Source organism: Psychrobacter sp. ASPA161_6, assembly GCF_051970285.1.
GTDB classification, from domain to species: Bacteria; Pseudomonadota; Gammaproteobacteria; order Pseudomonadales; family Moraxellaceae; genus Psychrobacter; species Psychrobacter glaciei.
In genome coordinates this window covers 672865-695651 of the sequence record NZ_JBEFNJ010000002.1, presented here as the reverse complement: position 1 = coordinate 695651, position 22787 = coordinate 672865, and the positions used below count along the sequence as shown (strand labels likewise).

At 43.2% G+C, this 22787-nt stretch carries 21 protein-coding genes; 15 read left to right on the top strand and 6 right to left on the bottom strand.

The window, feature by feature from the left end; genetic code table 11:
* Positions 1 to 91: 91 nt before the first annotated feature.
* Positions 92 to 1111 (bottom strand): ferrochelatase, encoded by a 1020-nt coding sequence (gene hemH / locus ACTQ9T_RS08940; protein ID WP_189582626.1) that lies wholly within the window; start codon positions 1109 to 1111, stop codon positions 92 to 94.
* A 300-nt stretch (positions 1112 to 1411) separates the two neighbouring features.
* On the opposite strand from hemH, the gene metX reads away from it, so the two are divergent.
* The 4 genes from metX (at position 1412) to ACTQ9T_RS08920 (ending at position 5109) form a co-directional block, all read left to right on the top strand.
* Positions 1412 to 2920: a homoserine O-acetyltransferase MetX gene (metX, locus tag ACTQ9T_RS08935; protein WP_440464871.1), complete on the top strand. Its 1509-nt coding sequence runs from the start codon at positions 1412 to 1414 to the stop codon at positions 2918 to 2920.
* Entirely contained in the window at positions 2917 to 3534 is a 618-nt protein-coding gene (metW, locus tag ACTQ9T_RS08930; protein WP_010201738.1) for a methionine biosynthesis protein MetW, read from the top strand. Before metX ends, metW begins: the two co-directional genes overlap by 4 nt.
* Before the next feature lie 402 nt (positions 3535 to 3936).
* The gene (locus tag ACTQ9T_RS08925; protein ID WP_010201739.1) at positions 3937 to 4518 is read left to right on the top strand and encodes a tetratricopeptide repeat protein; all 582 of its coding nucleotides are present in this window, start codon (positions 3937 to 3939) and stop codon (positions 4516 to 4518) included.
* Between the two features lie 375 nt (positions 4519 to 4893).
* A complete protein-coding gene (locus tag ACTQ9T_RS08920) occupies positions 4894 to 5109 on the top strand; it encodes a hypothetical protein (RefSeq protein ID WP_440464821.1) in 216 nt (71 codons plus the stop codon).
* A gap of 120 nt (positions 5110 to 5229) precedes the next feature.
* Here the strand turns inward: ACTQ9T_RS08920 and ACTQ9T_RS08915 are convergent, their stop codons facing one another.
* Positions 5230 to 5574 carry an ArsR/SmtB family transcription factor gene (locus tag ACTQ9T_RS08915; protein WP_440464820.1) on the bottom strand — a complete coding sequence of 115 codons (345 nt, stop codon included), beginning with the start codon at positions 5572 to 5574 and terminating at the stop codon, positions 5230 to 5232.
* 197 nt (positions 5575 to 5771) lie between these two features.
* On the opposite strand from ACTQ9T_RS08915, the gene ACTQ9T_RS08910 reads away from it, so the two are divergent.
* The 4 genes from ACTQ9T_RS08910 (at position 5772) to trhO (ending at position 8678) form a co-directional block, all read left to right on the top strand.
* Positions 5772 to 6752 (top strand): acyl-CoA desaturase, encoded by a 981-nt coding sequence (locus tag ACTQ9T_RS08910; RefSeq protein ID WP_440464819.1) that lies wholly within the window; start codon positions 5772 to 5774, stop codon positions 6750 to 6752.
* Positions 6749 to 7147, top strand: coding sequence for a hypothetical protein (locus ACTQ9T_RS08905; RefSeq protein WP_440464818.1), 399 nt, complete (start codon positions 6749 to 6751; stop codon positions 7145 to 7147). The genes ACTQ9T_RS08910 and ACTQ9T_RS08905 overlap by 4 nt, the downstream gene beginning before the upstream one ends.
* Complete coding sequence (locus ACTQ9T_RS08900; protein WP_440464817.1) at positions 7144 to 7347, top strand: DUF3885 domain-containing protein; 204 nt, start codon at positions 7144 to 7146, stop codon at positions 7345 to 7347. Before ACTQ9T_RS08905 ends, ACTQ9T_RS08900 begins: the two co-directional genes overlap by 4 nt.
* 242 nt (positions 7348 to 7589) lie before the next feature.
* Complete coding sequence (gene trhO / locus ACTQ9T_RS08895; RefSeq protein WP_440464816.1) at positions 7590 to 8678, top strand: oxygen-dependent tRNA uridine(34) hydroxylase TrhO; 1089 nt, start codon at positions 7590 to 7592, stop codon at positions 8676 to 8678.
* A gap of 210 nt (positions 8679 to 8888) precedes the next feature.
* Here the strand turns inward: trhO and serA are convergent, their stop codons facing one another.
* Positions 8889 to 10115 (bottom strand): phosphoglycerate dehydrogenase, encoded by a 1227-nt coding sequence (serA, locus tag ACTQ9T_RS08890; RefSeq protein WP_201593260.1) that lies wholly within the window; start codon positions 10113 to 10115, stop codon positions 8889 to 8891.
* 336 nt (positions 10116 to 10451) lie between these two features.
* Between serA and ACTQ9T_RS08885 the strand changes: the two genes are divergently transcribed.
* Positions 10452 to 11894, top strand: coding sequence for an FAD-binding oxidoreductase (locus ACTQ9T_RS08885; protein WP_440464815.1), 1443 nt, complete (start codon positions 10452 to 10454; stop codon positions 11892 to 11894).
* An 86-nt stretch (positions 11895 to 11980) separates the two neighbouring features.
* Here the strand turns inward: ACTQ9T_RS08885 and ACTQ9T_RS08880 are convergent, their stop codons facing one another.
* On the bottom strand, positions 11981 to 12607 hold the full coding sequence (locus ACTQ9T_RS08880) for a BLUF domain-containing protein (protein WP_440464814.1): 627 nt from the start codon (positions 12605 to 12607) through the stop codon (positions 11981 to 11983).
* Positions 12608 to 13222: 615 nt separating this feature from the next.
* Between ACTQ9T_RS08880 and ACTQ9T_RS08875 the strand changes: the two genes are divergently transcribed.
* The 4 genes from ACTQ9T_RS08875 to lspA all read left to right on the top strand — a co-directional run bounded on the left by ACTQ9T_RS08875 (position 13223) and on the right by lspA (position 19476).
* A complete protein-coding gene (locus ACTQ9T_RS08875) occupies positions 13223 to 14860 on the top strand; it encodes a carbon-nitrogen hydrolase family protein (RefSeq protein ID WP_210541170.1) in 1638 nt (545 codons plus the stop codon).
* Positions 14861 to 14980: 120 nt separating this feature from the next.
* Positions 14981 to 15532: a protein disulfide oxidoreductase gene (locus tag ACTQ9T_RS08870; protein WP_440464813.1), complete on the top strand. Its 552-nt coding sequence runs from the start codon at positions 14981 to 14983 to the stop codon at positions 15530 to 15532.
* 433 nt (positions 15533 to 15965) lie between these two features.
* Positions 15966 to 18827, top strand: a complete 2862-nt coding sequence (gene ileS, locus ACTQ9T_RS08865) for an isoleucine--tRNA ligase (RefSeq protein WP_440464812.1) — start codon at positions 15966 to 15968, stop codon at positions 18825 to 18827.
* Entirely contained in the window at positions 18820 to 19476 is a 657-nt protein-coding gene (gene lspA, locus ACTQ9T_RS08860) for a signal peptidase II (protein ID WP_440464811.1), read from the top strand. Before ileS ends, lspA begins: the two co-directional genes overlap by 8 nt.
* Before the next feature lie 115 nt (positions 19477 to 19591).
* On the opposite strand, the gene ACTQ9T_RS08855 is transcribed toward lspA, so the two are convergent.
* Together ACTQ9T_RS08855 and ACTQ9T_RS08850 are read right to left on the bottom strand one after the other, a co-directional pair.
* Positions 19592 to 20281, bottom strand: a complete 690-nt coding sequence (locus tag ACTQ9T_RS08855; RefSeq protein WP_440464810.1) for a S24 family peptidase — start codon at positions 20279 to 20281, stop codon at positions 19592 to 19594.
* A gap of 38 nt (positions 20282 to 20319) precedes the next feature.
* Complete coding sequence (locus tag ACTQ9T_RS08850; RefSeq protein ID WP_440464809.1) at positions 20320 to 20979, bottom strand: DUF1294 domain-containing protein; 660 nt, start codon at positions 20977 to 20979, stop codon at positions 20320 to 20322.
* Between the two features lie 150 nt (positions 20980 to 21129).
* On the opposite strand from ACTQ9T_RS08850, the gene ACTQ9T_RS08845 reads away from it, so the two are divergent.
* Positions 21130 to 21627: an FKBP-type peptidyl-prolyl cis-trans isomerase gene (locus tag ACTQ9T_RS08845; RefSeq protein WP_010201752.1), complete on the top strand. Its 498-nt coding sequence runs from the start codon at positions 21130 to 21132 to the stop codon at positions 21625 to 21627.
* Positions 21628 to 21689: 62 nt separating this feature from the next.
* Positions 21690 to 22730, top strand: coding sequence for an aldo/keto reductase (locus ACTQ9T_RS08840; RefSeq protein ID WP_415196527.1), 1041 nt, complete (start codon positions 21690 to 21692; stop codon positions 22728 to 22730).
* Positions 22731 to 22787: the final 57 nt, after the last annotated feature.

The window sequence follows — 22787 nt, the reverse complement described above, 5'->3', positions numbered from 1 at the left end:
TATTTCATTCTAGTCAATTCAATTAAAACCATTTAGGCAAAAAAATACCGGATGTTATGTCCGGTATTTTTTGATTTGCAAATTTAATCAATTAAGCCCAACCATCCAAAGTGCCTGCCCAACCTTTGACCAATGGCGCACTCATGGCTTCTAATAAATCAATATGTGCCTCATCGGCATTCAGCGCTGGGATATAGTGATATTCTTGCCCGCCAGCATGAAGAAAGTTCTCCCGGTTCTCAATCGCCAATTCTTCTAAGGTTTCTAGACAATCCGCTGAGAACGCTGGACTGAGAATTTGTACTGATTTTACACCTGATTTAGCCCATTCATCGAGTATGACATCGGTATAAGGCTTAACCCATTCTTGCTTACCAAAGCGTGACTGAAAGCTGATAATCCATTCATCATCTTTTAGGCCAAGCGCTTGTGCCACTTGCGCTGCGGTACATTTACAGCGTCTAGGATAAGGGTCGCCTTTATCCATATACGGCTGCGGAATACCGTGGAAGCTAAACATAAGCTTGTCAGGTTTGCCATGTACCGCTTGAAAGCGACGAATACTATCCGCTAATGCTTTGATATATAAAGGATGCGCGAAGTAGTCTTTAACTATCGTAATATTAGGCAAGTTACGCTGCTTTAGAGACCATTTAGTAATGGCATCGTACACTGCGCCCGTTGAAGTCGCTGAATACTGTGGAAATACGGGTAACATCACAAAGTGGTCAACGCCTTCGCTACGCAGTTTGTCCATCACATCGGGCAAACCTGGATTACCATAGCTCATTGCAGAATGGACAGAAACGCGAAATGGTGCAGCCTGCTCAGCCAAACGCGTATCTAACATCGCTACTTGTTGGTTCAGGATATTGCGCATTGGCGAGTCACCATCCCAAATACTGGCATAAGCTTCTGCCACGCGTTTAGGACGGCTTGGCAACACAAACAGATTCAGGATAATCGCCCACAGGAATTTTGGGATTTCAATCACACGCGGGTCTGATAAAAACTGCTTTAGATAGCGACGCACGGCAGGCGCTGTCGGCTCATCAGGCGTACCAAGGTTGACCAATAGAACAGCAATACGTGGGGGCAGTTTTGGTTTCATAAAGTACTATTTTATTATTAGGTTGATTAAAAAAGAATATAGGATAAACGATTATTAGTGTAGCATTTTATAGCGCGATAACGCATGGTAAAAGTAGCAACCCTACAATTTGATACGCACTGAGTTTTTACTGTGCGCGAAAGACTCAACTCGAAGGTTGTGCTCATCCACGCATCGCCATACAATAGGCAAGCATATTGCCGTCCTATTTTTTATTGATAATTGTCGTCTTGCGAGGTAGCTTTGAACGCACGTCCTGATAGTACTACCAGTGACCACTCCCCAAAGGATCACGCTCATGTGGATAGCTCAGTCGATACCGTTGGCTCAGTTGGAATCGTCACACCACAGAACTTCCATTTCGCTGAACCCTTGACCTTGGAGTGCAATCGAACCTTGCCCTCGTTTGACTTGATGGTAGAGACTTATGGCACCCTCAATAGCGATAAATCAAATGCGATATTAATTTGTCACGCCTTATCTGGTAACCATCATGCGGCAGGCAGGTACAGTGCCGATGATAAAAAGGCAGGCTGGTGGGACAATATGATTGGCCCCAATAAAGCCATCGATACCAATCAATTTTATGTGGTGTGCCTCAATAATATCGGCAGCTGCTTTGGCTCGACAGGTCCAACGACGATTAATCCAGACAGTATGGATTCAAATAACGTCGATTCAGAAAAAGCAGACGACGCTAGCGCATCAGAAGTTTACGGCCCTGACTTTCCGTTAGTCACCATCAAAGACTGGGTCAAAACCCAAGCCATGCTCTCAGACCGTCTCGGTATCAATGTTTGGCATGCTATCGTCGGTGGCTCTATGGGCGGTATGCAGGCGCTGCAATGGTCGGTCGATTACCCTGAGAGGCTGAAACGCTGCGTGGTCATCGCCAGCACACCGAAGCTTTCCGCACAAAACATTGCCTTTAATGAGGTCGCACGTCAGTCGATTTTATCGGATCCTGACTTTAAGGACGGACGCTATTTACAAGCTGGCACCTACCCTCGTCGCGGACTGATATTGGCTCGCATGGTTGGTCATATCACCTATTTGACCGATGATGCGATGAAAGCTAAATTCGGTCGTGATTTAAAATCTGGCAAATTTATGTATGGCTATGATGTCGAGTTTCAGGTTGAAAGCTATCTACGCTACCAAGGCGAGCGCTTTAGCGAAAACTTCGATGCCAATACTTATTTGCTTATGACCAAAGCCTTAGACTACTTTGACCCAACGCGTGGCTATCTGTCAGTACAGCCATCAGCACAGTCATCAACACCATCAGTAGACTCTACAAATCCGTCGGAGTCTGGAGCGCTACTTGAGGCCTCAATCGCGGCGTCTGTCGAAACGACCAAAAATGCGACCGAAAAATCCGCTAAATATGAGCTTGCAGATGACTTAGTCACTGACAATGTAGCCACTGAAAACTTAAAAACTGATAATGAAACCGACAATGACAATGATGCTCAAACTGACAATGAAATTGATCGTCAGCAAGAATTAGCGGCGCTCAAAGCGGCCTTCGCCCACACTCAGTGTCAGTACTTAGTGGTGTCGTTTACCACCGACTGGCGCTTTGCCCCTGAGCGTTCGCAAGAGATTGTCGATGCCTTAATGGCGACTGGCAAACCCGTCAACTATATCAATGTAGATGCACCGCATGGTCATGATTCTTTCTTATTCGACATCCCACGTTATATGGGTGCCGTCAGAGGATTTTTGACCGCGCCATTCATCACGGACAGCCAGTCAAAAAACAGTCAGTCGAAAAACAGCCATCAGAAAACTGGAGAGCACTCATGAGAATGGATCATCAATTGGCTGAGCGTTGGATTGCCCCGCAGTCCCATGTACTAGACTTAGGCTGTGGCAATGGCGAATTGCTCGCGCATTTGCAACAAAATCGCGGCGTAACGGGATATGGGCTTGAGATCGACGAAGAAAAAATCAATGATGGTATCGCCAAAGGGTTGTCCATTATCGAGCAAGATCTGAACGATGGTCTCGCGCGTTTCGCTGATGATAGCTTCGATACCGTCGTCATGGCGCGTGCCCTGCAAGCAGTCAAGTCACCAGATGTGCTCTTGCTCGATATGCTGCGAGTTGCCCGCGAAGCAGTTATCACCTTCCCTAACTTTGCCCATTGGCAAAACCGTCTGCATTTAGGGCTTAAAGGCATGATGCCCGTTTCAGAAGCGCTGCCTTATGAATGGTATAACACACCAAATATTCATCTATGTACCTTCAAAGATTTTGAGCAGCTTTGTGCCAAGCATGACATTCATATTATTAACCGCTTTGCCGTTAGTGATTCAGAAAAAGGTCACACACCGCTCATGAAAGCATTGATACGCCAAGCGCCAAATCTGCTGGCAGACGTCGCTATTTACCGCGTGACCAAACAAAAACCCGTATAGTCATAGGCAATTCTACTTCCTTTTAAGCTATTTAATGATGGCTAATAAACACCTTTTTAACCTTAATACATTGTTAATTCTTTATTACCTCTTAGTAACTCTATGATTTTGTTGAGGACGCTAAGGTAGTATTGAGGATTAAATCGTGTAATTAGTATTTGAGTTTCGTAAGTTTGGGTGTTAAGCTAGCAAAATAGTGTCAACCGCACCCTGATTTCGACCGTTTATCGGTCCGACTAACGGTGATTGCGACACTCAACGATTAATTATATTGCTAATAATTAGGTAGGTTTATATCGCAAGATTTCACCTAATTGTTATCACCGTCTAACTGTCTTTAGCGAGACAATGTTTAGCGGTACAACTCTTTTTGCCTATTAACTGCCTAATTTTGGAGCTGCTATGAAATTATTAAAAGCTGCGTTGTTCACTGCCTTGTTTTCTTGTGCCGGCCTTGCCAACGCTGAGTTAATATCAAACGTGCCACTTGATACCTCACGTTTTGAGCTAATGCCTGTCAGTGAATTGTCTAATCGTGCTGCCCAAGGCAACGATCACGCTCAGTTTTATTTAGCCAAACGTTTGCAAAAAGGTGAAGGCATTGCCCAAAACACCCAGCAAGCCATCCAATGGTATACCAAAGCTGCTCAGCAAGGCGTTGCCCCTGCTCAGTTGAATCTTGCCATCATGTACTTGCGCGGTGAAGGTGTGCAGCCTAACCTACAACAAGCGAAAGTTTGGTTAGAGAAAGCCGCGATGCGTGGCGATAACCGTGCCAGCTATACGCTTGCTTTGTTAGATGAGAAGCAAAAGAATTTGGTCGATGCTTATAAATGGTACGACTTGGCTGCCCGTGATGGCATGCTAGATGAAAAAGTCCGTAACAAGGCTCGTGGTAAAATCGGCCAATTGGCATTGAACTTATCAAGCTCAGATATCGCTAGCGCTCGCAGCAAAGCGGATACTTGGTTTCAGAGCAAGTAAATCTAGCAACATACAGTTTTAGTTTAAAAATAAAAATCCAGCCTTTGAGCTGGATTTTTTGTGTTTGTAATATCATCAAGTTCTTTGCTTGAGTTAAAATGATCTATCACTTCTTTAAAACACTGGGAATCATCCGCTTAAAGCAAAACCTTCATTAGTATCGAATTGAAATGCTCCCTACCTCAGTTATTTATGTGTCTTTACAATTGTAATGAAACAAATGTTTATATATAATATTTTTTAAAAACCCAAACTTAGTTTGGAGTGTGGTTTTAGGCTTATTTTGCGCTTCCTTTTATAAGCTTAACCCTACTTCATCATCATATTATCAAAGACATAGCAGCCAATGTTCTTGGAAGCTTAAAGGATTAACACATGAAAATTGCACTTATTATTGTCGGTGGCATCTTATGCTTATTCGGTTTAGCCGATTTGGTCAGTAGCTTTATGGAGATTGACCTTTGGGGTGGCGTTTTGGGTATACAATTGCCTGAGATTATCTGGAAGTTTTCAGCGTATATTGAGATGTTAGTGGGTTATTTGTTATTCCAAGCGGGTATTTCTGCAGCTGAAGACGCCACTGAGGCGTAGTATTTCAATTAATGGCTGTGAATTTAGTTATAAAAAACTTTAGCCTATAGATTTCAAAACAATAAAAAATCCAGCCTTTGAGCTGGATTTTTTGTGTTTACACGGTCAATGCTGTTGTAGCTATTGGCTACTAGTTAACTCTTTCTTCTCTTGAGCTATTCTTTTGCTTTCCTTCTTTAATGGACTCCCGACTGGGCAAAAGCTCGCCGTAAAATTGACTAAAGTCGTGACCAAATTATCCTCTACGATAGAATAGTGAACGTACTGACCACGTTTATCACTTTTTACTAACCCTGCATTTTCTAATACTTTTAAATGCTTTGAAAGCGCAGGCTTACTCATCTCAAATCTATCGGCAATCTCACCTGATGTCAGCTCTGTACTAGATAAATAACTTAAGATTTGACGCCGAGGCGTTGAGGATAATGCCTCAAACACTTTTGCAGAATCTTCTTTTTCAGCCATAACGTGCTCCATTTTTTGATACTTATGTTCTAATCATCATACTTTTAATCATTGTCATTCTATTTTGCTGATTGAATAAATTCTTGCATTTATCCTAAATAACATTAAACTATTTAACTAATGAGTTAAATAACTAATTAACTCTTCATTACCTAGTTATTATCATACTCGAAAAGTCATGACTAAGGAACAGTGCGATGATTGATATTAATAAGACAGTAGTAATAGAAGGCACACCTAGAATGGTTGAGAGCGGTTTAACCAATGCTGAAAAAGGCCGAATGGTTTGGTCACCGCTAAAATCAACTTGGTATCTATTCCATACATCAATCGCTATAGTTGCAGGGTTTCTGACTTTTTCATGGAGCGCATTACTGGTTTTCGTCTTATTGACAGGTATCACCTTATGCCTAGGTCACTCATTAGGCATGCATCGACGTTTAATTCATAACAGCTATGAGTGTCCACTGTGGATAGAATATTTATTCGTCCATTTTGGCGTTTTGGTCGGTATGGCAGGACCACTCGGCATGATGCATCAGCATGATCTGCGAGATTGGGCACAGCGTCAGGCTAAGTGTCACACTTATCTAAGACATGGTAATAGCTTTGCAAGAGATGGTTGGCAGCAATTAAACTGTGATTTAGTCTTAGATAATCCCCCAAAGTTCATACCTGAACCACGTGTCAAAAATAGCAAAGTCTATCTACTAATGGAAAAGACATGGATGTGGCAACAACTGCCCTATGCTCTATTACTATTTTATTTTGGTGGCATAGCATGGGTGGTTTGGGGGATATCCATGCGTATCTTTGTATCGGTAACCGGACACTGGTTAGTCGGTCATTTTGCCCATAACCAAGGTCATAGAGACTGGCATATCGAAGGTGCAGCTGCACAGGGTTATAATATCAAGTTTGCAGGGCTTCTCTCGATGGGTGAGTCTTGGCACAATAACCATCATGCCTACCCTGGCTCTGCACGTCTAGGACTATACAAAGGACAATCTGATCCGGGCTTTTGGGTATTAAAAGTGCTAGAGCATTTAGGACTGGTTGGGAATATTAAATTACCAGAGGATTTAGCTTATCGAGCTGAGTTAGTACCTGTAGTAACTATGGAAAAACAAGACTTTGTCAAGATTACATCGGAATTAAATGTTTCGGAGAAGTCATGATGGATATTATAAAAGCGGTTATCTACAGTTCACTTGCCCCATCCATTATCATAATGACTTTATTAATTTTTGGTTTAAATATCTACTCGTTACTATCAGTAGTTTTGATAGTTTTTTCTATAAGCTTTGTAAGCTCAATATTAATCGGTATTCCTACTCATCTAGTTTTAAAAAAGTTAAATATTAAAAATGGCTTTGCCTACATATTTATTGGCTTTATATCACCTACAGTTCTATTGTTTATAAGCACTTTCCTAGAACTACAGTCGCCTCAACCTCTACTATCTATGAGCTTAATATTAGGCTGCTTTGGCGCATTTTGTGCTTACGTGTTTTGGTTGTGTGTAATGCCAAGTGAATCTATTGATGAATTACGAGCAAGAACTAATAATTGAGTATCGAAGATCTAAATTTAGAAAGCCCTCTTTTTTATAATAATGAGTTTGGATTAAGGTTTGAGATTGGTTTACCTACTATCAATACTTGGAGTGAATCTAGAACAGAATTGAACACTGTATATTTTGATACCGCATTAAACAGAGCAATAAGTATTTTTCAGCAAGTTTTTGCGCAGGGTGATGCCATTCGCTATTAAACTATTCAAAATCTTACCAAAATTTGCTACACTACCCGCGCATTAGCTAATCCCACAATAGGGCTAGTGTTATACCTCATTCTAAACCAACCAAGTCTATTTCAAATGATTGCGATATAAGAAAGCCGAGCGCAGATTGTACCCAAAGTACATCAAGCGAGGATGACACAATAGCGTGTTTATTTGAACCAGACTGTTAACCCAACGCACTAGGTTTGCGACCTAGCCAGCAGGAGAAACACATGAGCACCACTCAAGATAGCGTTACCAAAAACAGTAGCATCCAAGACAACACGGTAACTGATAACAAGTCAGCCCCCATTTACGATAGCGTCACCAACAATATCGTCGTTGCCGCTCTTTATAAGTTCACGCGCTTCGCTGACTTTGAGCAACATCGTGAGCCAATCTTAAATACCATGCTCGATAATGACGTCAAAGGCACTTTGTTGATTGCCGCTGAAGGCATTAACGGGACGATTTCTGGTACACGCCAAAGTATTGACACCGTCCTTGACTACCTGCGTAGTATCGAAGCGATTGGCAGTTTTACCTTTAAAGAATCTTATACTGATGCTCAGCCTTTTTATCGTACTAAAGTGAAGCTCAAAAAAGAAATCGTCACGATGGGTGTCGAAAATATCGATCCTTTGCAATCGGTCGGTCGCTATGTAAAACCAAGCGAGTGGAATGCGCTAATCTCTGATCCTGAGGTTATGCTCATCGATACGCGTAACGATTATGAGGTAAAAATCGGTACGTTTCAAAATGCGGTCAACCCGAATACGGAAACGTTCCGCGAGTTCCCAGAATACGTGGCAAAAGAAATGGATCCGGCGAAGCATAAAAAAGTCGCGATGTTCTGTACGGGTGGTATCCGCTGTGAGAAATCTACTGCCTACTTACGAGAGCAAGGATTTGAAGAGGTTTATCATCTAGAAGGCGGCATCCTAAAATATCTAGAAGAAGTACCTGCCAGCGACTCTATGTGGCAAGGCGATTGCTTCGTCTTTGACAATCGCGTGTCGGTCAATCACAATTTAGAAAAAGGCAGCTATGAGCAATGCTTCGCTTGCCGTATGCCGATTACTCAAGAAGAGATGCAAAGCAGTGCTTACATTAAAGGCGAGTCATGCCCACATTGTATCGATAAAGCAACTGATGAACAAAAGGCGCGCTTTCGTGAACGCGAGCATCAAATGCAGCTAGCGAAAAAACGTGGTGAAGCGCATATCGGCAGCGACGTGATAGATGTGATAGAGAAACGCAAAGCCGCTAAGGTTGAAGCACAACGATTAGCCGATGCAGCAAATCAAGCCAAAAATAGATAAACAGTCTTACTTCAAGCTAAACAAAAAAGAGAGTGCTCATTTAATTGAGCACTCTCTTTTTTTATGACAAATTGTCAGTGCTTATCGCAACAATCAACGCTGATATAGTTGATCCAATTTGAAAGTGGTACAAGGCAACCGAGTGCAGATGTATATCAAATACTTCAAGCGAGGTTAACGCTGTAACTCTTTTATAGTGGATTGACTATACTAGAATAAGATACGTACGCGGATAGTCTCTTCTACGTCTTTCAGCTGATCTAACGCAGCAGTCGAATCATTGTAATCGACATCCATGACCAGATAGCCGACATCGCCTTCCGTCATTAAGCTCTGTGCCAAGATGTTGATATGCGCTTCAGCAAACAAGCGGTTAATCTGTGACAGTACGCCCGGTACGTTCTTGTGAATGTGCAGCAGACGATGCGAGTTTTCTTTGAATGGAACAGACACTTCTGGGAAATTGACAGCGGTCGCCGTATCACCTTGATCAGAGTATCTGACGAATTTATCCGCCACTTCTAAACCAATATTAGCCTGCGCTTCTTGAGTTGAACCACCAATGTGCGGCGTCAAAATAACATTGTCAAATTTACGTAGTGGTGACTCAAACTCTTGGTCAGCAGATTTTGGCTCTTTCGGAAACACATCAATCGCCGCGCCCAAGATTTTACCAGACTCAAGCACAGCAGCTAGGTCGTCAATTTCGACGCACGTACCGCGTGCAGCATTGATAAAGTAACTGCCTTCTTTCATTTGTGCGAACTGTTCAGCTTTCATCATATAGCGCGTGCTTGGCACATCAGGTACATGCAAGGTCACGATGTCAGCCGTTGATAACAGCTCCTCTAAACTTCCCACTTGTACCGCATTACCTAATGGCAACTTGGTGACAGCATCATGATAAATGACTTTCATACCGAAGCTTTCTGCCAATACTGACAGTTGTGAGCCGATAGAGCCGTAACCGACGATACCGATGGTCTTACCACGCACTTCATGTGAGTTGGTGGCAGACTTACCCCAACCGCCGCGATGCACAGTCGCATTCTTTTCAGGAATGCCGCGATACAGCATAATAGCTTCGGCCAATACCAGTTCAGCCACCGAGCGGGTATTTGAGTATGGCGCGTTAAAGACTGGAATACCCAGTTCACGAGCGGCTTCTAAGTCTACTTGGTTGGTACCGATACAGAAGCAACCAATACCGATCAGCTTGTGCGCATGCTCAAGTACTTCACGAGTCAGCTGCGTGCGCGAGCGAATACCAACAAAGTGAGCGTCTTTAATCTTTTCGATCAGCTCATCTTGATCCAGCGCGTGACTGATATTTTCGATGTTATGATAGCCAGCACCTTCCAATACTTTTAGAGCATTGGCATGTAGACCTTCAAGCAATAAAAAACGTATTTTGTCTTTCTGTAGTGATAACGCCATATGAGAACTGTCCTATAATTGTCTTATAAAAATCATCAGTGGGATAAGTCTGAGGGATGAAACGAAAACAGTCCCGATATCTTACACAAAATTCGACGTCGATGTTAGGAGATTAGATGAATTATTGGTTATCAAGCCTGAAAAATTTTTATGCTATAGTGAATCATTCTGTTTGAAACTGACCAGACCATTTTTTTGTGATTTACAGCCTGCCATATAGACAGATTATCACCTACTTATTGCCATCACGAGCTGACTGATCACTGAATTTAGAGATATTTCGTTATATAATAGTCAACCCCAGCATCGTGTTTACGCTAATATTGAGATTTTATCATGACGCCAACTACCGCTCAGCCTACACCCGAAACCAATACAGCTGCCGTCCAAGCTATTTTGAGTACTTTAATTGATACTCATGACTTTGATGCGAGCCAAATCAAAACCGACGCTGAGAGCTTAGAACATTGGGGCAAGGACTGGACCAAGCATTTTGCGCCTGCCGCTGCCGCCATCGTCTTTCCAAAGACCACCGAACAAGTGCAATCTATCGTACTCCTTGCCAACGAGCACAATGTTGTTCTGACTCCAAGTGGTGGTCGTACTGGACTGTCTGCTGGCGCGGTCGCTGCCAATGGTGAAATCGTCGTTAGTATGGATAAAATGAACCGTATCGGACAGTTTTATCCTGCGGATCGCATGATCGAGATTGAAGCAGGTGTTGTCACTCAGCAGTTGCAACAGTTCGCAGAATCAAAAGACCTATATTACCCTGTCGACTTTGCCTCAGCAGGCTCAAGTCAAATAGGTGGCAATATCGGCACCAATGCTGGCGGTATCAAAGTCATTCGTTACGGCATGACCCGTCAATGGATTATGGGGCTGACTGTGGTCACTGGTAAAGGTGACATATTGCATCTCAACCGCGGTATGGTAAAGAACGCCACGGGTTATGATCTGCGCCAATTATTTATCGGTAGCGAAGGGACACTAGGGTTTGTCACCCATGCACAAATCAAGCTTGAGCGTCAGCCGCAAGACTTAAATGTCATGGTCTTAGGCATGGACAGCTTTAACGATGTTATGAATGTATTGTCTGCCTTTCAAGCACAAATTGACTTAACAGCTTTTGAGTTCTTTGATGACGTGGCGATTAACAAGTTAATGGCACATGGTCAAGTACAAGAGCCGTTTGAGTCGCGTACCAAGTTTTATACGCTATTAGAGTTTGAAGCACCATACGAGCCGATCATGGATAAGGCGATGGCGATATTTGAGCATTGTATGGAGCAAGGTTGGGTCATCGATGGGGTGATGAGTCAAAGCCTCGCGCAGGCTGAAGAGCTGTGGAAATTGCGCGAATATATCTCTGAGACCATCTCAGTATTTACCCCTTATAAAAATGATGTCTCTGTACTGATAAGCCATGTTCCTGAATTTATCACCAAGATTGATCATATTGTCAGCAGTAACTATCCTGACTTTGAAGTGTGCTGGTTCGGTCATATCGGCGACGGTAATTTGCATCTGAATATTCTAAAACCTGAAAACATGAGCAAAGATGATTTCTTTGCAGAGTGTCAGATCGTCAACAAACACGTGTTTGAGACGGTACAGAAGTATGGCGGCTCAGTCTCTGCCGAACATGGCGTGGGCATGACCAAGAAGCCTTACTTACACTACAGCCGCAGCGAGACTGAGATTGATTACTTACGAGAGGTCAAAAAAGTCTTTGATCCCAATAACATTATGAACCGTGGTAAGATTTTTGATATGTGATTTGTATTTTAATCGCTTACCTCAAACAAAAAGACGCTAAACTCAAAAGTTAGCGTCTTTTTTAGCTCAGCTATAAAACTTATAATTTATAAATATAGCAGTATCAGCGCTACTACCAGCAATATACTCAAAAAGCCTTGAACGATCAAAAAGGCCTGATGCGGTGCCGCGATATGACGAAACATATTGCCCAGTGCATTATAAGTAATGCCAGCGGCTTTTATATGTGGCGGGCTATCAAACGTTTTGATAATCTGCAAAAATTGCTCCGTACGCTTCGAGGTCCAGCCATGCGGGGCAAACGGTAAAAAAGGCGACAACTGCATGGCTTGCTTCTTGGTCGCTGGCGACCACAACCAACGCTCCAAAAATAGCAGGCGCATACGCCAATCAGCAAAGCTACGCTGATCGATAACTTGTAATAGCAAGACTTGCACATTTTTGTGACGATTATCGGCAAAAATACGCTTTTGCAAAGCCAGCACGTTTGATTTTTTACCTTCAATACATTGTAAGAAATGACCATTGCCATAACATAAAGTACCCGTAATGCCATGCTGCTCATTATAGTCCCGAGCATGACCTTCTACTTCATCAAATATTGAGGCTTTTAAGCGCGTACTGAGGGTGATACTACTGACATACACCAATTGAACCAATGCTGAATCCTCTACTGTTTCTAGAGGGTCGACCGTATGTGTCAAGGGTGCCATAAAATAATCCTAAAAAGCCGCCTATAGACCGCAAAATGAAGTAAGTAGAACAAAAAACACGTTCAGACCAAGCAAAGACAGGGACATCGATTCACAAAAACGTAGCAAATATTTACTACGCAGGACTGTCATTGACCCGCTACATTGGTATGATAACTATCGAAATATAAAGTAATAAGCCAAGTCGTGATGAATAAGCGAAGCCAAAAGTAATAGGAGACGCTACAGAATTTCGATGCTGTTAGATTAGGTACTGTTAAAATAGAGACTGTTAGATTAGATACTAACTACCAGACTAGGTACTATTAGAACAGATGCTATTCATGCAAGTACGATTGATTCAGCTACTAACAAGGTCAGTCTTCTTAAATGTAGACACTTGCAAACCTGTTAAAGCCCTCATTAAAACTTTTATATGATATGTAATTCGTATAACTCATTGTAAATAAAAAGATAAATTATTGTAACGATTATATAAGCGTATTGGAATATTTTTATCGCTTTTGTTACACAAAAATATTTAGGTCTATATATAGCTATAGACACTACATCAGATACTACACCGCACAACGCATTAATTTTACGATATTCATTAACACCGCAGACAGGAACCTTATGAGTAAAATCGAAAAAATAGACGACTTTCACCTCACGATTGCTGAGATCAAGAAAAAAGATTATCCGCAGTTAAAAGCCTTGATGGACCGTGTTTATGTGAATTTGGGCGGCGCATGGTCAAAGACCACTATTCATACCTTGATTGATGCCTTTCCTGAAGGGCAGATTGCCATGTTTGATCATGATCAGCTGATCGGTATCGTTCTCTCTATGCGCGTGGACTATGCCAAGTTCTCGAATCCGCATACCTATGATGATTTGATCGGGCACAAAGAAATCATTAGAGACAATCCAGAAGGTGATGCTATTTATGGCTTGGATGCGCTGATTGACCCTGAATATCGTGGCTACCGTTTGGGTCGTCGTCTTTATGATGCGCGCAAAGAGCTGTGCCGCCAGCTGAACTTCCGAGCTATCTTGGCTGGAGGTCGCATTCCTAATTACTACAATCACAAAGATTTAACCCCTGGTGAGTACATCGATGCGGTCGAATCGCGTGAAATACATGACTCTGCCCTTTCCTTTCAGCTATCCAACGGTTTTATCGTTAAGCGTATTTTGACCGCTTATCTGCCAGATGACGCTCAGTCTAAAGGCTTTGCCACTCTACTTGAGTGGGCCAATATTTATTATGAGCCGCAAGATTATAAGCCGAATACCCGTAAGTCAGAAGTGCGTATCGGTGGTATCCAGTGGCAAATGCGTGAAGTTGAATCGCCTGAGGAGCTCTTGCAACAAGTAGAATTCTTTGTCGATGTCATGGCCGATTACAACTCAGATTTTGCTTGCTTACCAGAGTTCTTTAACGCGCCATTAATGGGTCTGTGTGAATCCACCGATCAAAACATCGCCATTCGCTTTTTGGCCGGTTATACCGAGTGGTTCAAAAACGAAGTCTCGCATCTGGCAGTCAGTTATAACGTCAACGTTATTGTCGGCTCCATGCCATTAATAGACGAAAACGATACGTTGTACAATGTCAGCTATTTGTGTCGCCGCGATGGTACGGTGGAAGAGCAGCGCAAAATCCATATTACGCCGCATGAGCGTAGCGCTTGGGTGATCGAAGGTGGTGATGAGGTCAAAGTATTTGACACGGATGCCGGTCGTATTGGCATCTTGGTCTGTTATGACGTTGAGTTTCCTGAGCTTGCCCGCTTACTGGCACTTGACGATATGGATATTTTGTTTGTGCCTTTTTGGACAGATACCAAAAACGGCTATTTACGTGTGCGCCACTGTGCCCAAGCGCGAGCCATTGAAAACGAGTGTTATGTGATGATTTGTGGTTCAGTAGGCAACTTACCGCAAGTTGAAAGCTTAGATATTCAGTACGCACAGTCGTCGATTTTTTCACCGTCAGACTTTGCTTTTCCGCATGATGCGATTATGGCCGAAACCACAGCAAACACTGAGATGATCTTTTTCTCAGATGTGAACTTAGATAAGCTGACTCACGTCCGTAACGAAGGCTCGGTACATAACCTGATTGACCGCCGTGATGATTTGTTTAGCTTAAAATGGAAACGAAAAGCAAAAATTCCAGCGAGTAAATTAACCGACGAAGAGCGCCTTGAAAACTCAGGCAGTGTGCTCATTGGTAATCCGTTACAAAATCGTGCACAAAAGCCTTAATCGGTTAACTTAAAAAGTAACCACTAAAAACAGTTACATAAAATTGATGAGTAATACGGCTGACATTTCAGCCGTTTATTTTTATCTATCAAACACATTTAGAGCAAAAATGTAGCCATTATGACGATTGATCTCACAAATAAAAAAGATACTCTCAAGAAGACACCAAAGCAAAAAGTGCTTTCTATAGTTAAAACCTTGCTGATATATGGTTTGATGTTTGCCGTCATTTATACTGCCGTTAATTGGTGGCGACAACCCGTCATGCCAGCCAACCCACAATTGCAATTGATAGACTACCAAGGACAAACGGTTGATTTAGCGGCACTGAGTCAGGAGAAGCCGACACTGGTATATTTTTGGGGTACGTGGTGTTCAGTCTGTAGTTTCACCTCGCCAACCATAAACAAACTTGCCGCCGCAAATAATTATCCAGTCGTTACGGTCGCCATTAAATCAGGCACTGATCAAGAGCTGCACCGCTACCTTAATGAAAACAGTTATCGCTTTACCACGGTCAATGATCAAGAAGGAGAGATATTTGCTGATTGGCAAGGGCAAGTCACGCCTTCTTATGTCATCTTAAAAGATGGCGAGATGACGCAAGGATTGACAGGTATTCAACCACTCTGGTCGCTTAAATTGCGCTTGTGGTTATCCTCCGTTTTTTAGACCTACGCCAATTAGGTATCATCTAGGGTCTGTTGAACATTCAAACTTGCCAGACCTATGATTGAATGAGCAAAGTATTTATGCTGACATAAATAATTGGTTTTGGCTAAAAACAGGACGATACTGACCAGCTCTTTTTACCCTTCCCGTTTTGTCATATAATAGCTGCCGTTATCATCGGTGCTAGACTAATTATTCTGATAAATGCATTTTTTGTTGCAATCGTCCCGTTAGTATTTATTATGGACGTAACTATTCACAAGCAACCTATTATAAGCAACGTTTTCTAAGACAAAAAACGAGTATCGATTATCAAATATTTGACCCCATATTATATTTAACGTTAAGCTTAAATTTCACACCTGACTCTACATCAATTTTTTAATCGCTTTTTAACCCATCTTTTAACCTACTTTTTAAAAAGACACCTTCTATGACTGATAAAAGTACTGATACGCCAAGCCAAGACTATAAAGACACGCTAAATCTTGCCGATACGCCCTTTGCCATGCGCGCAAACCTTGCCAAACGTGAGCCAGATTGGTTGGCTGCGTGGGAAGCGGATGACGTATACGGCAAAATTCGCAAGGCGCGTACAGGTGCGACCAAGTACATTTTGCACGATGGCCCTCCTTACGCCAACGGTCAAATTCACTTGGGTCATGCGGTCAATAAAGTACTCAAAGACATTATCGTAAAGTCAAAAACCTTATCAGGCTTTGATGCACCTTATGTGCCCGGTTGGGATTGTCATGGTCTGCCTATCGAGCAAAAGGTCGAAGCCAAGGTCGGCAAAGTCGGTCAAAAAGTCTCTGCGACTGAATTCCGTGGTCTGTGCCGCGAATATGCAAGCACGCAGATTGAGCTACAGAAGGCAGACTTTAAACGTCTGGGTGTGTTTGGTGATTGGGACAATCCTTATTTAACGATGAACTTCCATCAAGAAGCCAACATCGTGCGCGCACTGGCCAAAATCCATGACAATGGTCATGTCACTCGCGGTATGAAACCCGTTAACTGGTGCTTGGACTGTAGCTCTGCGCTGGCTGAGGCCGAAGTGGAATATCAAGACAAAGTCTCTGATGCAATCTATGTCAGTTTTAATGTGCTTGACACGCAAAAGGTTGCCGCATTGAGCGAAATCGACGGTAATATCGCAGCGGTCATTTGGACGACGACGCCTTGGACATTACCAGCTAACCAAGCCATCGCCGTACATCCTGAGCATGACTATAGTGTGGTGGCGACTGAAAAAGGCAACTTCTTATTAGCGACTGATTTGGTTGAAAGCGCACTGACTGAGTTTAAACTTAGCAATGAAGGTGTATTGGCAACTGTATCCGGACGTGAGCTTGAAGGTCTACGCGCCCAGCATCCACTGATTGTAGACCGTCAAGTGCCACTTATCTTAGGCGATCACGTAACCACGGATAGCGGTACTGGCTTAGTCCATACCGCACCGGGTCACGGTCTCGACGATTATATCGTTGGTCTGAAATATGATTTACCAGTTGAAAACCCAGTGAGCGGTACGGGCGTCTATTTAGACAGCGCAGCGGTATTTGCAGGCGAGCATATTTATAAAGCCAATCCAAAAATCATCGCTGCCCTACATGACAACGGTCATCTCGTTAGCCATACCAAGATTGAGCACAGCTATCCGCATTGCTGGCGTCATAAATCACCGATTATCTTCCGCGCCACGCCGCAGTGGTTTATCAATATGGAAACCAAAGGTTTACGTGAGCGCGCGCTTGCTGATATTCCAGCGGTCAATTGGACGCCAGCATGGGGACAGAACCGCATTGAATCAATGATGACGGGTCGCCCAGATTGGTGTATTTCGCGCCAGCGTACATGGGGCGTACCGATTGCCTTTTTTACTCATAAAGAAACGGGTGAACTACATCCAAACACGCTTGAACTCATGGAAACTGCCGCGCAAAAAATTGATGCAGGCGGTGTGGAAGCTTGGTTTGATGCCAGCTGTGAAGACTTCTTAGGTGCGGAAGCGGCTGACTATGACAAAGCGACTGACACATTAGATGTTTGGTTTGACTCAGGTACGACGCATTTTGCCTTACTGGAGCAACGCGATGAATTGACGAATCCTGCTGATCTGTACTTAGAAGGCTCTGACCAACATCGTGGTTGGTTCCAGACGTCGTTATTAACCTCTGAGGCCATGTACGAGCGTCCTCCGTTTAAGCAAGTATTGACTCATGGTTTTGTGGTCGATGAAAACGGTCGCAAGATGAGTAAATCATTGGGCAATATCATCACGCCACAAGAAGAGATTAACAAAACAGGTGCAGACATGCTGCGCTTGTGGATTGCGTCGAGCGATTATCGTTATGAGATGAGCGCAGGCAAAACGGTCTTTAAAGGCGCAATCGACATGTATCGCCGTATCCGTAATACCTTGCGTTTCTTGCTTGCCAATACCGATGACTTCGATCCAGCAACCAATAGCATTGATATTAATGAGCTGGTCAGCCTTGATAAGTTTATCATTGAGCGTACGCAAACGGTGCAAGCACAAATCATCGACGCCTATGATGCGATGGACTTCCACCAAGTCACGCAACTTATTGCCGCGTTTTGCTCGCAAGACTTGGGCAGTTTCTATTTAGATATTATCAAAGACCGTCAGTACACCACCCAGACTGATGGACAGCCGCGTCGCTCTGCACAGACGGCTATTTATCATATCGCCCAAGCGTTGATTCGCTGGATTACGCCGATTTTGTCGTTCACCGCCCAAGAAGCGTGGGAAGTGTTAGAAGGTAAAAACGGCAATGAAGCAGGCTATGTGTTTACCGAAGAATGGTATACCTTCCCAGAGTTTGAGCTAAGTGCGATCAGTACTGATGATTGGCAACGTATCATGCTAGCCAAAGATATGGTGAATAAGCATATCGAAACCGCACGCGGTGAAAAAATCATCAATGCTAACTTATCTGCTGACGTTGACTTGTATGCCGACGGTGCGATGCATGAAAGCTTAGCCAAGCTTGGTGAAGAGCTGCGTTTTGTACTAATTACTAGTAGCGCAACCTTAAAACCGATGAGTGATGCTCCTGCTGCTAATAAAGATAATGCCACAGAGCAAGCCGAAAGCAGCACTAAAGAAACGGCCGACTTAGTAATCAATGTTAGCGCAGCAACGGGCACCAAATGCGTGCGTTGCTGGCATATCCGTAACGACATTGGTACAGATGCCGCACACCCTGAACTATGTGCCCGCTGCGTCACTAATGTCACGGGTAACGGCGAGGTGCGCCACTATGCCTAATCCGACACCTAACTCAGCGCCCAACCAATCAGAGTCACCTGAAGACAAGCAGCCGCAGTCTAAGGTCGACCACTCGCCAACCCCTGCCCATGCAACAACGGGCAGTTCAACGACACCGAGAAGTCGCTTAACTAAAGCGCCAAAGATTGTTGCTAATGGCAGTCGTGCTTTTATGTGGTATCTGCTGTCACTGGTTGTACTTATCATTGATCAGTGGACGAAGTGGCTGGCTGAAACCAACCTGACTTTCCATGAGCCAGTTCCCGTTATCGAACCGTTTCTTAATTGGACTTTAGCATACAATTATGGCGCTGCTTTTAGCTTTTTGGCGGATGCAGGCGGTTGGCAGAAGTGGTTTTTTTCGGGACTTGCTCTAATTATGTCGCTGTTTTTAATCATTTATCTGATTAAAGCACCTCGTAAAGCCACGCTATTATCGCTCGGCCTGGCTTTAGTGCTTGGCGGTGCAGTTGGTAACTTAATAGATCGTCTGCTACATGGTCACGTGATCGACTTCATCCATGTACACAATGCTGACGTTTGGCATTATCCGATTTTTAACATCGCGGATATGGGCATCAGTATTGGTGTCGCGATGATTGTCATCGACATGCTATTTTTAGAAAAGAAGCGTGAAGTTAAATCGTAGTACTTATACTAAAATATGTCATTTAAAAGCCCCACTATAGCTATCTATAGTGGGGCTTTTAAATGACTTACATCATAAATACCAAAATCACCGTCATTATTTATTATTTGATAAGTTATCCAGCTCTGTATATTTGCTTACCAACAATGATTAGATTTTCCGTTTTATCTGATTTGACTAACTTATCTGGATAGTCTTTATTCAAGCTATGTAGCCGCAGCATATTGTCCGTTTCTATAAATATCTGTTTAAACATCGCATGTTTACCATTCAATATTATGGCATATATACTACCATCTTCTATAAAAGTAGAATCTATGGTTAACCCCACTCTATCTTGAATATTTATGTATGGCTGCATACTATTATCTGTCGCAAAAGTCATTCTAAAATAATCAGGCTCTATATCTTTGCTCTCAAAGAAACTAAGATGAAAGCTACATATATCTTTGACGTCTTCAAAATCACAACTCTTTTTTTCTTTATTAAAAGAAAAGTATTTATAAACTGGTATCTCAATTAGACTATCAATTATCTCTTTAGAAAGATTATTAACTACTTCCTGAGCTAAATCATTGTGTTCATGGTCTAGCCAGTTAGACGGCTTATTAAAAAACACTTCAATCTTACTTGCCGTTTCGTCACCAATAGCTTTGATGGGGTTCTTACCTATATAATGACCTAGCAATGCGTAATTGATCTTTGTCCCTTGTGATAGATCCATCCTCTTTGTTTTATATTGTTGCATAAGTCTTCTGACGTTATCACGTCTAATGTCGTCGATACTAGTAAATATTTTAGACATTTATATCTCCGTTAATTTTATTTCCGTGAAGTCCATTTTTATAGCAACTCTGCCAAAGTCTCCAAACCCCCACCTGCCAATAAAAACAATAACCCTGCCATGTTAATCACCACGGTCAAATAATACGCCATACGAAACTCAGGTTTTTGTGATTTATGCCGCAAGTAAGTCTGTGCGACCATTGCTCCTACCCAACCACCCAACGCACTGAGTAGATGCAACGTTGACTCAGGCGTGCGCCAAGCGCCATTTTGCGCAGCGGCTTTGTCTTTGGCATAAAACACATAAGTAATCAGCCCTAGTGCCGCATACCAACCGACCACTAGCCAACTTAGCTTATTCATGGCCGCTAATAAGATTAATACCCCATAAAATCCCATACCAAGGAACAAGCGTTTTTTCTGTCCTGCTTCAAACTCCGCTTGATGACTGCGTTTGGCATTACGCTGACGGATTTGCTGATTCTTTTGTGCCATTTTCTGTTGCACAAAGCTCAGCTCTTGCACGTCTTTTGCCTGCATCCGTCCTTGGCTATCTTGCCCAAGCGTAAAGACGACTTGCTCACCCACTTCAGGGCGACGGCGCACTTTAAATTCATTGATATGAAAGAATACTGAATCACCCTGCTCAGTGTCGATAAAGCCAAAGCCTTTATCATCTTGCCACTTTTTAATGTGGCCTCGTTGCTTATTTGCCATGGTTCCTCCAAACCCAATTTAGACTTGCCAAATATAGTACACTATTTGCGTTACACTATTTACGCTTACAACCTTTCTCAGATGGCTTATCATTTCTTATATTAATTTTTTGACCTGAACTTCTAATCCCGCAACAGATGGCTTTTGACTATGACCGACTCACAATTTATCAATCCCAATGAAGACACACGCATCACTTTTGGCAGTCTTGTAAAGCTGCATTTTGAAGTATCATTAGAGAACGGCACGATGATTGACTCTACCTTTAGCCGCGATGCACCTGTGACGCTGACCATTGGTGACGAGAGCTTACTACCCGGTTTTGAGCAAGTGTTAATGAACCTGCGTGCGGGTGACACACGCTCTGCCCACCTTGATCCAGAGCAAGCATTTGGTGATTGGAATCCTGACAATATTCAGCATTTTAGCCGCCCTCAGTTCGCGCTGGTCGCTGATAATCCAGAAATTGGCATGATGGTAGAATTTGAAGATAAAGGCAAAAATACCTTACCCGGTACCATCAGTGCGATCGATGATGATCAAGTCGAAGTGGACTTCAATCATCCACTCGCTGGGCAAGCCGTATTGTTTAAAGTAAAAATCTTTAAAGTGACACCGCCCGGTGTAACGGGAATAAAGCTCATGTAAAACAATTCATTTAAAAATACTCATTTAAAAATACTAGGTTAAATGAACGATAAGGATAAAAAATGCAATATCAAAAACTGCCACAAATTAATGAAGACGTTTCCAAAATCTGTCTAGGCACGATGACCTGGGGACAACAGAATGATGAGACCCAAGCGCATGAGCAGATGGACATGGCGCTAAGCGAAGGGGTGAACTTTTGGGACACGGCAGAGATGTATCCATCGCCGCCGGACAAAGACAAGCAGGGCGATACCGAACGCTTTATGGGCACATGGTTTAACAAAACCAAACAGCGTGACAAAGTGATTCTTGCCAGCAAAATGTCACCGATGGATTTTTTACGCGACGGGCAAACACGCTTTAATGCTGAGCAAATCAGCAGCGCCATTGATGGCAATCTTGAGCGTTTGCAAACCGACTATATTGATATTTATCAACTGCACTGGCCTGAACGCCAAGCGAATTTCTTCGGTCAGCGCGGTTATACTGAAGAGATGGCAGCGCAGTCACTAGACGATTTAACGCCTTTTTTAGAGACCATTCAAGCGTTAAATGATGAGATCAAAAAAGGCCGTATTCGTGCTTATGGGCTATCGAATGATACTGCGTGGGGATTGATGCGCTACCTATGGGAAGCAGACAAAAATGGCTTGATTGCCCCCATCACTGTGCAAAATCCCTATAGCCTGCTGAACCGCTTATATGAAGTCAATATGGCAGAGATTGCCCATCGTGAAAATGTAGGTCTGCTTGCTTATTCGCCGCTTGGTTTTGGTGTGTTATCTGGTAAATATCTCGATGGCAAACGTCCGACTGGCGCACGTCTGACGATGTACGACCGTTTTGGGCGCTACGTAAACGAACAAGCCAAATCAGCCACTGAGCAATATGCCAAGATAGCCGCTGATGCAGGTTTGGACATGGCACAGATGTCATTGGCTTTCGTCAACTCTCGTCACTTTGTCACCAGCAATATCATTGGGGCAACGACCACCGAGCAGCTCAAATCCAACATCGATAGTGTCAATGTAGAGCTGACAGCAGACGTATTAGAGGCGATAGAAGCCGTACATACACAGCAGCCTAATCCGTCACCATAATCCGCCATCTATCAGAGCGTATTGGATTAAATTAAGTACGCTCTATTGAAGCTCCCA